General features: G+C 56.2%; 13 protein-coding genes and 1 pseudogene. 5 read left to right on the top strand and 9 right to left on the bottom strand.

Going from position 1 to position 13,016, the window contains the following annotated elements; translation table 11 throughout:
* The first annotated feature begins 224 nt into the window (after positions 1–224).
* Together ASF71_RS23090 and ASF71_RS16710 are read left to right on the top strand one after the other, a co-directional pair.
* Positions 225–812, top strand: a complete 588-nt coding sequence (locus ASF71_RS23090; RefSeq protein WP_235514557.1) for an ATP-grasp domain-containing protein — start codon at positions 225–227, stop codon at positions 810–812.
* A 201-nt stretch (positions 813–1,013) separates the two neighbouring features.
* Positions 1,014–1,352, top strand: a complete 339-nt coding sequence (locus tag ASF71_RS16710; RefSeq protein ID WP_056302339.1) for a hypothetical protein — start codon at positions 1,014–1,016, stop codon at positions 1,350–1,352.
* Here ASF71_RS16710 and ASF71_RS16705 read toward each other — a convergent pair.
* The gene (locus ASF71_RS16705; RefSeq protein WP_056302338.1) at positions 1,338–2,615 is read right to left on the bottom strand and encodes a beta-N-acetylglucosaminidase domain-containing protein; all 1,278 of its coding nucleotides are present in this window, start codon (positions 2,613–2,615) and stop codon (positions 1,338–1,340) included. The genes ASF71_RS16710 and ASF71_RS16705 overlap by 15 nt on opposite strands.
* 769 nt (positions 2,616–3,384) lie before the next feature.
* A complete protein-coding gene (locus ASF71_RS16695) occupies positions 3,385–3,696 on the bottom strand; it encodes a hypothetical protein (RefSeq protein ID WP_082506136.1) in 312 nt (103 codons plus the stop codon).
* A 158-nt stretch (positions 3,697–3,854) separates the two neighbouring features.
* On the opposite strand from ASF71_RS16695, the gene ASF71_RS23085 reads away from it, so the two are divergent.
* Entirely contained in the window at positions 3,855–5,612 is a 1,758-nt protein-coding gene (locus ASF71_RS23085; RefSeq protein WP_162243133.1) for a phosphodiester glycosidase family protein, read from the top strand.
* Between the two features lie 31 nt (positions 5,613–5,643).
* Here the strand turns inward: ASF71_RS23085 and ASF71_RS25335 are convergent.
* The 5 genes and pseudogenes from ASF71_RS25335 to ASF71_RS24130 form a co-directional block, all read right to left on the bottom strand.
* Positions 5,644–5,870, bottom strand: a pseudogene (locus ASF71_RS25335) (integrase); the annotation flags it as partial.
* 1 nt (position 5,871) lies between these two features.
* The coding region (locus tag ASF71_RS16690) for a tyrosine-type recombinase/integrase (protein WP_235514555.1) at positions 5,872–6,735 on the bottom strand (864 nt) is incomplete at its 3' end.
* A 32-nt stretch (positions 6,736–6,767) separates the two neighbouring features.
* Positions 6,768–8,171, bottom strand: a complete 1,404-nt coding sequence (locus ASF71_RS24135; protein ID WP_156372929.1) for a hypothetical protein — start codon at positions 8,169–8,171, stop codon at positions 6,768–6,770.
* Between the two features lie 685 nt (positions 8,172–8,856).
* Positions 8,857–9,198, bottom strand: a complete 342-nt coding sequence (locus ASF71_RS16680; protein WP_082506132.1) for a hypothetical protein — start codon at positions 9,196–9,198, stop codon at positions 8,857–8,859.
* Between the two features lie 17 nt (positions 9,199–9,215).
* A complete protein-coding gene (locus ASF71_RS24130; protein WP_156372928.1) occupies positions 9,216–9,749 on the bottom strand; it encodes a hypothetical protein in 534 nt (177 codons plus the stop codon).
* Positions 9,750–9,928: 179 nt separating this feature from the next.
* Here ASF71_RS24130 and ASF71_RS24125 point away from each other — a divergent pair, with 179 nt between their 5' ends.
* Positions 9,929–10,393: a hypothetical protein gene (locus ASF71_RS24125; RefSeq protein ID WP_156372927.1), complete on the top strand. Its 465-nt coding sequence runs from the start codon at positions 9,929–9,931 to the stop codon at positions 10,391–10,393.
* Between the two features lie 15 nt (positions 10,394–10,408).
* Here the strand turns inward: ASF71_RS24125 and ASF71_RS16675 are convergent, their stop codons facing one another.
* Both ASF71_RS16675 and ASF71_RS16670 read right to left on the bottom strand, forming a co-directional pair.
* The gene (locus ASF71_RS16675; RefSeq protein WP_056302333.1) at positions 10,409–11,341 is read right to left on the bottom strand and encodes an NAD(P)/FAD-dependent oxidoreductase; all 933 of its coding nucleotides are present in this window, start codon (positions 11,339–11,341) and stop codon (positions 10,409–10,411) included.
* A gap of 429 nt (positions 11,342–11,770) precedes the next feature.
* Complete coding sequence (locus ASF71_RS16670; RefSeq protein WP_056302332.1) at positions 11,771–11,983, bottom strand: hypothetical protein; 213 nt, start codon at positions 11,981–11,983, stop codon at positions 11,771–11,773.
* Positions 11,984–12,084: 101 nt separating this feature from the next.
* On the opposite strand from ASF71_RS16670, the gene ASF71_RS16665 reads away from it, so the two are divergent.
* Positions 12,085–12,918: a hypothetical protein gene (locus tag ASF71_RS16665; protein WP_056302331.1), complete on the top strand. Its 834-nt coding sequence runs from the start codon at positions 12,085–12,087 to the stop codon at positions 12,916–12,918.
* Positions 12,919–13,016: the final 98 nt, after the last annotated feature.

The raw sequence follows: 13,016 nt of genomic DNA, 5'->3' as shown, positions 1-13,016 counted from the left end.
TCACACCTCCAGAAGACCGCCTTTCGTCATTTTTGGCGATCCCCAAACCTGTTGAGGCTGTTCAGAACAGGGAAAACTGAAGTTGTCCTCTACTGAGGGATACACCAACCAGTCTGACGCTTTATAGCGCGCAGGCGGTTCGTGGATTTACCCAGCTGGGGTTGCCAGTTACCCTATTTTCCCGCTCTGAACTGGAAGCTTTGCCGTTGCAACCAGATAGCATCGTGGTAGGGGGTAAAGGCACGGTCCAAGCTGCACTCGCTCTTCAGGGACATGCGCCGCCCCAGCACTTGACGCTGCCCGAAGAACTTTGGCCGTATGCGGGACGCAAATGCTGGCGCACCACTCCAGATGCACTTCGGGCAGGAGGGAACTTTCCTGTCTTTGTGAAGCCATACATGAGGGAAAAGGTGTTTGCCGGTCAAGTTCTTGAGAGCGTTGAAGATCTGGACGAATTGATGGTCCCACGTCCCGGCTTTCCACCCGTCACCACAGATTTTGACATCCTGGCACAGAGGCCAGTGACGTTTTTGAGCGAGTGGAAAAGCTACGTTATGCGGGGTCAGACCGTTGGAATCAGTCACCAAAAGGGCGATCCTCTGCTTTTCCCGGATCCCCAGGTGATTCGGGACGTTCAAGCTACGTACCAGAATGCGCCAGCTGGGCACGGTGCAGACTATGGGGTGTTAGACAATGGGAAGACCGTCTTGGTGGAAATCAACGATGGTTACGCCCTTGGCCAGGGCGGCTTACACGCAATGGTCTACGCTGAGTTGCTGCTGGCCCGCTGGGATGAACTGACCGCTCAGTAGAACTGGGGCTTTCTGACGTCAGACGGTTTATGGAAGGGGTCGGCGCAGCAGATCCGGCAGCGCTTCACCTCGCTTGTGCAGGAGATGGATGACGGTCTGGTCATGATTTAGCAGGCGGAACGTACCACTGTGGCCGAGGCGCACGCGGCCCCTCGGCAGAAGCGTGAGAGCCCGCTTGCAGATCTACGCACTGAGGTCGAGATGCTGAGGCGCGCGGTCATCAGGGCGCAGGAGGAAGGCCTCGCGAACCAGCGCGCGCTGCGCACCGCCCAGGAGCAGCTCGTGCAGGCCCAGGCGACCCACGAGCGCGATCTGGCCGCGCAGGCCGCCCAGATCGGCGAGGCGAACGATCCCAGGACGAGCGCCGCGCTGCAGTTCGCCCTGAAACTGGTCCGGGGGCGCGGGCAGATCGACGACGAGGACGTGCAGGAGCTGCGCAGGCTCGGCTTCGGAGGAGCGGACCGGCCCACTGCCGCCCGTGACACGCGCTTCTCGGCTCGCCTTCCGCGAAGTGACGGGGTCCTGCTAGACCTTCCGTAACCAGCCCAGCGTAAGAAGCCGGTCGCCCAGGCCGCCCCGGTAGGGGTATCGGTCCGACTCCGGGTGCTGAGCCGTCTCCAGCAGGCGGCTCAGCTCTTCTAGGATATCCACCAGGTAAGGATGGAGGTCGTACAGCAGGTCCCGGTTGTGCCCCGCTTCGAGGGCCGTCAGGATGCGGCGGAAACGGTCCCTGCCCGACGTGACTTTCCGGCGTAACGAGGGGTCCTGTGGGGACGCCGCGAAGGCCTGCGCAGCGTTCAGAAGGGCTCTGGCCCGGGCGCCGAGACGATGCGGAAGAAAGAGGGCGTCCGCCAGCAGGGCAAGATCCGAGAAGGTGACTTCTGCGCCCGCTCCCGGGGCAGCCGAGTTGAATTCGGGCAGCCAGGCTTCCAGTGTTCTGCGGCCCGAAGCGGCGGCCGTCCAGCCCGGGCGGGCGGTAGCGTAATCCGCGAGGCTGGCCAACCCAGGGAAATTCACCTCGAACGGGGTATTGGGATTGGTGAGGATGCCGCAGAGTTCCTGCCGCAACTCCAGGGGACGGCCGGCATAGGGGCCCAGGTGAAGCCGGTGAGACGTGTAGTCGCTGGCATGCAGGTTGTCCCACAGCAGCGGCCGACGACGCAGAACGTGCGCGACTTCCCGGACGGAGGCCACGTTGATCTTCGGTGAGACGATCTTCGGTCCGGTCCAGAAGACGGAAATGCACTGGTCCAACTGCTCGCCCAGGGTCCGCAGGTAAGGAGAAGCCCTCACCGAAGGCACGGCGAATTCACCGCAGTATTCCGTGGGGCAGAGCAGCAGGCGTTCTTCCAGGCCTAGAGAAACGAGCGTGCGCAGAACCAGGTGGGCGGCCTGCGCCTGTTCCGTTGCCTGGGCGGCCCGGTCTGTGTGCGGCGGAATATCGTCGAACAGCAGGGCGAAGTCGGTCACCCCGAGTTCGGCCACCGAAACGATCTTGTCCACCAGCGCCTGCTGGTCTCCCAGGTCCGCCCATCTCAGGTCGATCCCGGGGGCCAGGGCATAGACGAACCGCAAGGCCTGAGGACGGGCCGCGGCGGCCAGGGAAGCCAGGGCAGCGGCTTCGGGCGCCGGATACGGTTCACGCCACCGGGCCCGGTGCCGGAGGTCGTCTTTGGGCGCGTATAGGTACATGTTCATGCCCCACGCGGCCATCTGTCCGAACAGGCGCAGGCGCTGCTCGGCCGTCCAGGGCCGGCCATAAAAGCCCTCGATGACCCCCAGGACGCCAAGGGCCGGACTCAAGGACGTCCGCCCAACAAAGACCACCCCAGACCCCTGCCCGGCGCGCGCGACCGCACGGGACGGGAGTCCAAATCGCCCAGCTTCTGCACAGGTTGACCACCCATGGACCCATCCTCTCCGAAGTTCGCCCCGAATGGAAGTCGGGCACCCAGCAGCTGACCGCATCGACATTACGCGTGCCACAACCTACTGTTAGAGTAACGCAACAAAATGTAAACGTTATATTCGGCCGGTATTGCCCCCAGGGGGTCGCGCAAGCGCCGAAAGATTCAGGCCTACGGAACGGATGGTCACGTCCCTCCAATGCAGTTTGGTAGCCGGAGGAAGCGATGTACCGTAAAAGCAGAGAACTCCATTGAGACCCCGGAAGAATCAGCCCATGCCCGACCAACCTTGCTGGACCTGTGTCCTCCGAAAGTAGCGACTAGGTGCTCGTCGAGCCGCCTCATATCCTCCAGGCGCGAGCGCTGCAGGGACGACCCATCACCTTGATCGGTGGGACCCACTTGACCTCTCACCACGAGGCGTTGGAACGCGCCTTGAGAGTCACGGTGGATTGGGTCCCGGCGGCACAATATCCGCATGGGGGTCACGTCGCACGGCACGTGACTGCGGAGACGGCTGTGGTGATTCTGGCGATCAGATGGATGGGGCACGCGCACATGGGGTTGCGGGATATCGCGCGGGCGCAGGGGGTGCCGTGCGTGATGCTGCCGAGCGGGTTGAACCCCTCGAATGTAGCGTGGCATCTCGTGGAACAGGTGGGGCATCAGCTGTCGGGTGGGGAGCGCTTGGAAGCGTAGGCCGAGCGCACCTCGCAGCCGCCCCGGCCGCGGCGAGGCAGGACGTAGTAGCCATACCCGAAGAACAACGCGGTCTGCTCAGCGAGATCGGTTGGAAAGTCTGACAGATCAAGAACCTCGCCCTGCTCGTCGAGCAAGGTCAGGCCCAGCTGCGCAGAGACCAGAACGGTTGTCGCTTCTGGGCAGCAATTCAGGATCGTCCCCGTCAGATCTTGGAGGGCTTGACGAGTCGCCTCGACTTGGGCGACCGGTACGACGATGGAGAAGAAGAGTGTCATCTCCCTTTGAGCGTAGATGCGGTTCTGGTAGACCGACCCTAAGCGCCGTACTCCGATCATGAGTTTTCTAAGGGATTGCTGAGTCTGTGATCGCCCGTACAGCCTCCGTCTTGGGCATGATGCAAGTGTCACGTTATCGCCAATTCAGGAGGTTCTTTATGGCTGCACTGTCCCGTCTTGCTCCCCCGCTTTTCCTGTTGACGACTCTTCTCTCCTGTGGACAATTCCCTGATGTACAGGGAACGGATCCCTATGCCCTCTCACAACTCGGCGAGAAGGTGGACCAGGTCGCCGTGCCCTACGAATCAGGAACCATCCCGGCCAATCAGACACGTGTCCGGGTTTCGTTCGTGGGTGACACGGCTGACTTGCCGATGATCGGTGTTCGGCAGGTACTCTTGTGTGGGACGACCTGTACCTCTACAGGCGTAACAACAGGGATACAGACCAAGGAGGACGGCACGGGACGGGGCGTTATGTTCAGTGACGTACTCATCCCCCCAGGTCAAATTGACCGCATTGTCGTTCAGCCTGATCCTGCGATGGGACAACCCGTAGCGTTCAAGACTATTGCACTGTCTGAACCGCTCACCCTCCATGCCGGTGAGCGGCAGGAGATCTTTCTTTCTGTCCAATCTGTCGCTGCCCAGTTGAAGGTCACTTTTCTGGGAACCGCGGCGCTTCCACCCAGTGTGGGAACCGTCATGGCCTACCGCCCAGACCGGAAGATGGCTTGGCCTGCAGGTGGTGAGGTAGCGATGTCCATGGGCGCCGGAGGCTTGGAGAAGTCACAGCTTTTCGGCATGCAGTTGATCGATACCGGTGGGCTCATGCCCCGCCTGATGATGTGGCCCGCCATGAAAGGTCAGGCACCCGCAACAATCGCCTTGAAACTAGATCCTGCGCGTCTCCCGCAAGGCATGACTGCGGCCGATTATCAGGTGAAGGTCAACAATACGACTTCGCCGAAAGTTACCGTGCAAGGCGATACTCTGACGTTTACAACCGATGACCTGACGAGCGCACGAATCTACACGGACCGAAGTGTGATCGAAACGAGTTCCGGAGAGCGAATTGCTTTGCCGGGGAAGACCCTCTCAAGTGCCGGCTTGAGTGCGCAGGATACGTCAGCCTGCAAAAACAGCTTGATCTCCAGGCGCGCGCAGTATGAGCAGTATTTCGCAAATGGAACGGATGCGATCCGCATCTTCGACTGCGAAAATGTCGCCCCGTACGTCCACATCGTACTGATTGATCGCTCGAATCGCGGGAGGACGGTCGGTCTTCCTATTACCCCAAGTAACGATTACCCAGGGAAATATGTTCTGCGCCCGATCACCTCACATGGAGAGGGTGCAGCGGTGGCCATCAACGGTTTCACCTGGGATGGAGACTATGGGACATACATGGGGACAGGCTACGGCACGCCCATCGGGACCTTGATTACGAATGGCATTGTGCGGCGTAAGACTTCGACGACCGAAGCTATTCTGGGTTTCCAGATGCAGCCTACGGACCGTTCCCGTGGGACTTCAGCAGAGTTCTTCGTGGGCGCAAGCAATAGTCTCAGCCTGGGCACCCATAATTACAATGTCATTGGCTCGACCACATCAATTATACGGAATAATGCTTGTAATCCCAATCTCGACACGACTTCGATTAATCGATGGAGTGCGGTTGGCATTGGATATAACCGGATGGCTTTGATCTCTACAACGAGTGATGGAAGCTCCTCACCAAGAGACCTATGTAGCGTTTTTGAAGGTCTTGGCTATATGGATGGAGCGATTCGACTGGATGGGGGTCCCTCAGCTTCTATGACGTGGTTGGGACAGCATATCAATCCATTGACGGGATCTGACTACTATAAGTTTGGAAATGCGCGCAATATTCTAAATGCGTTGGTATGGAAGTAACAGCTTAAGCTTGGACACGTCCACTTGGGGTTTACCATCCAGCCAGATCGTCTTTGAGGTCATCGGCCGCGAGTTGGGCATAGCCCTTGCGGGTAGTGTCAACCGATTCGTGGCCTAGGTGAGCAGCCACTCGGCCGAAGTCTTTGATCTGGCGGAGCAGCCGTGTTCCGGCGTACTTGCGTCCGGGGTGGAAGCCTCTGAAGTCCACCCCGGCCAGGGCGAAGGCTTTGCTGATGTGGTGTCGGGCGGTCATGGCATNCCGTGTTCCGGCGTACTTGCGTCCGGGGTGGAAGCCTCTGAAGTCCACCCCGGCCAGGGCGAAGGCTTTGCTGATGTGGTGTCGGGCGGTCATGGCATGCCTATACCGGAAGAGATGGGTACTCGGCGTCGTCCGTTTCCCATCCATATGGTCTGGGCCGCCTGGTCCATAGAGGCCTCGGTAGTGCCGGGCTGCACGCGCGAGGCTGGTGCTCATGGCCACCACCCGACCCTTCCGGCCCTTGCCACTGCGGACGTGCAGGCGCTTGGCCGCCTCGTCGAGGTCATCCCACTCCAGTGCCAGGGCCTCGCTGATGCGCAAGCCAGCATGGGCCGTCAGGAAGAGCAGGAACTTGGCGTGTACGTCCGCATGTTCGAGCACATCCGCCAGCTCGTCCTCGGTATAGGGCGGGCGCTTGACGATCCCCGGCGTCCGGTCCTTGGGCACCTTCGTATCACGGAAGGGGTCGGCCTCCGTGGCGCCGGCCCAGCGCAGGGCACGGTAGAGGCAACCGGCGGCCGCGACCTTGAGCTGCACGCCTGCAGGTTTGCGCCCGGCAGCAAGGAGAGCGTTGATGTACCCCTGTGCATCGTGGCGACCCGGCCGGAGCAGGCTGAGCGCCTGAGCCGTGGCGTACTCGATGAACTGCCGGGTGCCCAGGGCGTAGGCCTCGACGGTGCGGGGACTGGTCAGGACCCCACTGCCACCTTGATGCGCGAGGTAGGCCGTCGTAAGGGAGACCAGAGCGTCGACGTCCTTATCGGCAGAGGCCTTCACGGCGCGGCGGCGCAGTTCCTCGTCGTGCAGATTCGTCCACTCACGGGTCTGGGTAAACAGATCGCCATAATAATATGTGAGGGTCACGTAATTAGGATAGCTCAAATTAAAAGATCTGACTATTTTTGATTGGATAGTTTCCTTATATACTCAGCCAACCCTACCAAGACAGTTTCTCGTAAAGTGCTGGGCCATTGACTCAACCCAATTTGAGTCAGCTCTTTTTTATCCATAAATTGCCCATAGTCGATAAACATAGGTGCAAATTCTTCTTTTGCATCAAATTTTGGAAAAGGAATGGTCAGGCCAGCTTGAAAACGCGCTTTATGCGTATAGCTATTCCTAACTTTAAGAAGGTACTCTTTTTTTCTGAACTCATCAAATACTTTTATTCTCTTATCTGGAGAAGAATTTAAAATAGAAGTATATCTAATGCTAGCTAATAGTTTTTCCCTTGCCTCATCTGTAAGTACATTATCCATAAAGTTATAGAAAGAGCTTTTCACTCCATAAATTTGATTATATCCCTTTACCAATGCCTGAGTAGCTAAAATGTAATCAGCATTTTCCGGCAAGCCTTTAATTATAGAGTCTTTCTCTTCAATAATTTTTAATTTTTTGGCATTAATCCAGCTATCGAATGTCATCCAATCATTAGGCTGTCCTAGTAGGTCAAAACAAGTAAGGTATAGATATATTACTAGAGAAAGCTGATGAGCACCAATGATCTGAGTTGTAGCCTCAGCTGACAGCTTTTCGCACAAGTCAAGCCTTTTGACCACAGAATTTATCACTCCTATGGGACTGGATTCCTCTTTTTCATCAATATATAAATCTTCCACCCTAAAATCTTTTACCTGTTTATTAATACTATTTTTAATTTCCTTTTGTGATATTTTTCCAGTGAGTAATGAGAGTAGTTCTAATGTTAGATTTCTAATGAAACTAAAAGGTAGTCTATGCCTTAGCATAACTTCAACATCTGGCCGTCCACCGATCACGGAAAATGACTGGCTATGCCTAAATGGCTTATCGCTTAAACGTATATAGCCTTTATATCCTACCCATGCAATATGAACTACACACCCAGGGTGCAATAAATGGTGTGGAAACTTATATGCATAGGTTTTACTGTAAAATGGAAAGTATAGAACAGTGTCTTTAAAATCCGCATGTTTTTTTAGGTGGCCATCTATTTCTTGAGGCAACCTATCGTATTCATTGATGCTACCTGTGAATATTTTCGCTCTAGGATTTTTGATAAGCAAATGATTTATAAACCCTCTAGCTAAAATAGGATTAGATCTAGCCATTTTTCTTTTTATACGTTTAAAATCACCCAAATCAATTTTTAGGAGATTTAGCCGAGCAGGTAAGTTCCGAAGTTCTTCTGCGGTAAGCTGTGGTCTATCTGAAAGCATTTGACCAGCTAAAACCTTATCCCCCGGCTTTAATCTTTTATGAGTTAAGAAATCAGCTATGTGATCAACTGGCGCCTTTGCTTTCTTCGGTTTTTTTGCCATATATAATCTCCTCTATTTTTACAGCGCAATAGACATTCACTTTTGTTAGAATCTCAAATCATACCCCTGCACTTGACCCCATGAGACTGCTTTTCCGTTCACCACTCCGTTCAGCCCGGCGCGCACAGCGGTGGCCGTGGGCTGGCGGCCAGGTGCACCTATCTCAATGCTCATGCGCTGGGAGCGTGCAGAAGCTTCCCCGGGATCACGGACGTGATTCTGATTTCTATCCAAGTAAGCGATGACTTGGAAGGTACCGCCGCCTTGCCGGAGATACCCAGGGAAGTCCAAGCCATAGAGCATGGGAAAACCGTCAACGTGGGCAGTTTCGCTCCCGTTCGGGGAGATTTTGTTTCCCGTCCCGGTCTCAACGAGTTCGATCTCGATGTCAGCGGGAGCGGGGGCGTTGAAAATCCTTCCAGTGATGTCGTGGGAAGTCCATAGGGTGGGGGCGCAGCTGCTCAGCGCACCGACAAGAAAGGTGAGAAGAGGGAGGTGTCGGACGCGAAGGAGCGATGGGGTCATCTGTGCTCAATGTAGAGAAGGGTTGACTGGGTTGGAGTGGGATTTGCAGGGCGGAGAGGAGATTGCGTTGAGTCTACCTGAGTATGGTCTGCTTGTCTTACCTAATTCACGTTAGGCAAGACAAGCCACCCACTGCCCCGGCATAGGCCAGAGCTCCGCCTCACCGCTTGATCCACCCCTTCAACGCCACCGCCGCCTCCGGACCCAACGTCCAGTCCATCCGCCCCGCACCCTCACCCTGCCCCTCCGCGTGCACCGTCAGTACCCCGGCCGCACTGCTCAATCCCGCACGCCACACCTTTGCCGTCATGCTGGCATCCTCACCGCGTACCGCCGCCTCGACCACCTGGTCGAAGGGCGCGGCATAGGTCGGGCTGAGGTCGAACCAGAAGACCTGCGTGCCGGCCACAGTACCGGTGACGCGGTACGTTCCGCCATATAAGGCCACATCGAGCTGCGCGTTGGCTGGAGCCACAGGAGTTACAGTCAAGTGTTGAGTCATAGTTCTAGGATAAAGCATCACTTTACTTCCGGGTGTTCAGGGAACAACAGGACTAGTTCATCAATTAACTCTTCCAATGGATCAAAAAACATAGCAAATGAGGCAATCATCTGACCATCTGGATGCGCGATTAAATTACGAATCGCTTTCATTCGCTGCCAACTACTCTGCTGCTCAGGTGTGAGTTTGCTAGATTTTCCTAACTCAACAAGAAGCTCATGAAGTCCTTTAAATTTTCCATTTCTTCTCTGTGTAGTAATGTCATGCTGTTTTGCATATACTCGGATTGCTTCTTCCACAGCAAGACCAAGTTGACCTAAAGCAACTGTAACCAAAGGATAGTAAAATCCACTATATGCAGCAGTGGCTACTCCTCGCCGCAGGAAGAAAAGAACCGATTCTGGGAGATATGTAGGAAGCGGACGAAGCGCCATCTTGGCGATATCCTGCGGCTCTAGCTCACGCTGCTCACGAATGTTAATAAATATTGCTGTCTCTGGGGCAGTCTCCAAAAAGTTGGCAGCCGTTAGTTCTCCCTCGCGAATTGGCATATCCTAAGTTACTCGATCTACCTGGCTCCCTAACAGTCTCGGTCCGATTACTCGTACAGGACCACCAGATCGTCTCCTACTAATTCAGGGATCTATAGCGCCCACGCCAGCTCAAAAGCGTCGAAGGAGCAGTAGAGGTGTCCTTCGAAGCTAGGCTACACTGAGATAAGGATGACCAAATGAGCGAGAAAAAGTCTTTTGCTAGCAAAACAGATCAAATCAAGAAAATAGCAGAACATTGGCGTGTCATCTTAGAAAAAGAACATGAAAAGCTTGATATACAATTTAAATGGTTTCCGCAAGCCGCTTGTAGCGCTGCCTCAACGATACTTTTTTGGGCTCTTCGACACGAAGGATTTGATGCTCGTATTGTCACCGTTTGCTCGGAATCTAGATATTTTTCCCACGCCTGGGTTATTGTCGAAGACCTACACATAGATATTACAGGAGACCAATTTTCAGCTTCAGACCCCTTATATCCACCTCCCGTATATGTGTCTACTCAGCTGCCTGAATGGTCAAGAGGCCTACCCCCTAAACCTTACTCAGAAGACGACAACGCTGATGCGAACATACGAGACAACTATAATCAACTTATAGAAAAATACGGTAGAATTAAATTCTACCATCCTGTAGTTGAATGACCTTCTGACTAAGATTTACTCTCGCGCCCATACAGGCATATTTTCACTAAGAACATCGAACGCTGCAAACATAGACGCTCGCGCCCCACCCGCTACTGCAAATGCCACCTGATTTCCTGTACTTACATCTCCAGCTGCGAAAACTCCTGGCACAGTGGTCTTCTGATTGTTATGAGTCACAGTAATTCCCGCAGCTGTCATCTCACAGCCTAATGACATTGCGAGTTCCGCGTTCAGCTTTCGCTCCCCATGTGTATAGAGCACTGTCCGCTCTAAACTCGTACCATCTGCAAAATACAACCGAATCCCATCAGACGTTCCCTCAACGCGCTCAAGCGCACTGTCGATCAAGGTTACGCCGACACCCTGCAGTTGTTGCCGCTGCTCCTGCGTGAAGCCCTGTGGTCCATTCCCGCAAACCAGGAGGTCACGTGACAATTTCTGGTGGTACAAAATGGTCCAGATTCCATCCGGGCCAGTCAGACCCGGCTGATACAACGCCAGCGGTTGATCGCGTACCTCCCATCCATAGCAGTAGGGGCAGTGCTGCACCCCTCGCCCCCACTCTTCCTGGAGACCCGGAATAGGAGGGAGGATGTCCTGCACCCCTGTCGCCAAAATGATCTTGCGCGCCTGGATCGTCTGACCGTTCTCAAGGCGGGCAATGAAGGCGTTGTCCTCCCCAGTCAACTCGATCACCTTGGATTCGATAACGGGGAAGTTGTAGGGCGCGAGTTGGTCACGGGCAATCTGGAGCAGCTGTGTAGGGTTGGCGCCGTCGTGCCCCAGGAAACCATGCGTATGCGAGGCCACTGCATTCCGGCTCGGACCGGCCGTACAGAGGATTCCCCGCCGCATCCCACGCGCGGTGTAGAGAGCTGCACTGAAACCGGCAAAGCCTCCACCAATGATCAGAATGTCGTAGGGCGCAGTCAGGTCGGGGGTCATAGGCTCAGCCTACTGGGACGAAGAGCGCGGCGTACACGCAAAAGAGGTGTCGTGTCACCTTCAGGACAGTGGGGAGGGACGAATACTCTATGGTGGTGACTCCGTTCCCGATTCTTTCATCCTCAAGGAGAACTGCCATGACGATTGAGCGCCCAATTCTCGTTTGCAAGCGTGTCCCGTGCCCAGGGTGTTTTGATCGTGCCCCGGTGAGGAATGATCGTCCCTGTGCAGGGTGCTGAGCGTAACCCCTATACCGGCCGCGAGTGATAACCCATGCCCGGGATGTGTGCTGCCGCCCATGATGCGGGTGACGCGCCCTTCAAGAGGTGATGATTGACCCCGCTGCTCTTCAGCGTCCCCCCTGTCCAAGTGCGGCAGGGGGTAGTTGTTGATGCGGTCCAAGTTCAGCACCTAGAGCAGGAGCGGCGCTTAGGGCTGGGTGTTGGAGCGTTCTTCGACCCGCCAGAGCAACGGGTATTTCTCAGCGACGAATTGGCCTGGGCCTTGGCGTTCCCAGATCAGGACCTGGCCCACCACTTCGACGACCGCCGCGCGCGCGGCGTGCAGGGTCTTGAAAGGACCGAGGGTCCGGGTGACCTCACCCGTCGAGAGGTGCGTGGCAATGGCGTAAGCCTGGAGCATGGGCACAGGATAGGCGGCAGGTGGGAAGAAGGCAGCGTGTCTTCCACGTACCTGATCACCAGTCACAGAGAGCAGGAGCCCAGAACCTTACACTCAGTCACATGCCCAGAGACCAAGCGTGGTTCGAGTTCCGTGATCGGCGCAAGGCGTCGTATCAGCGCTCTCCCTGGGTGGCCCTCCGAGCGAGCGAATTGAGCGCCACAGGCATCAGTGGCCGCCCCGGCTTCGAGGAGGAATATTACGCGGTTGGAAGTGCCCTCTATCCCACCGCCGCTCGGACTGAAGCGCTCACCCAGCAGTGGATGGACCTGGGCCAGAGTGCTGTCACCCGCGGATATGTTCACCAAGGCAAGTATGTCCCTAGTGACCAGCGGCCCCTGGAAGATCCCACCACCCCCGGCCATATCGTTCCCTTAGTGCTCGAGGCTGAGCAGATCGGGAGTTGGCCCGCCGAGTGGCATCTGCATCAGGACTTCACCCTGACATTGCAGCTGCGCCGCGAAGACGACCGGTGGGTCGCGCCGCGTGAAGGCTATCGGGAGGCCGCGCGCCTGCTGCGGGACGCCGACGGCTCACCTGCCCGGCTGGAGGTTGCGCAGGAGTTCCTTCTGGACTATCTGACGGCCCGCGACATGGGCCTTCGCCTCGTGACGTTTCACCAGCGGCAGGCGATTCAGCAGACTGATCCTCAGTTCACGTGGGCCGAGGCCCGCTGGGCGGAAGCGCCCTCCAGTGAAGACAGCTTCGAAGGCTGGGTGAGTAGCATCCACGCTGGTACGGGTTTCCCCTTCGGTGAACAGATGAGCGTCTACCACATCGCTCGTACGGACGTAGACGTCGAGGATGAAGTGCCCATTCTTGGTCCGCCCACTGACGAAAATACGATCAGTACATCAGGTGTCCGGGGATTTGCTGGGGCGCGCGTCTACCGGTAATGCTCCAGGTTTGACTTCAAGCGGCGTTGCGAGCGTTCGCCGATGACGTGAGTGTAGACCAGGGCGTAGCGTAGCCGAGCGCCGAATGACGGCGCTCG

It is taken from the genome of Deinococcus sp. Leaf326, from assembly GCF_001424185.1.
In the GTDB taxonomy this organism is placed as follows: Bacteria; Deinococcota; Deinococci; order Deinococcales; family Deinococcaceae; genus Deinococcus.
This window is presented reverse-complemented; position numbering and strand designations above follow the sequence as displayed.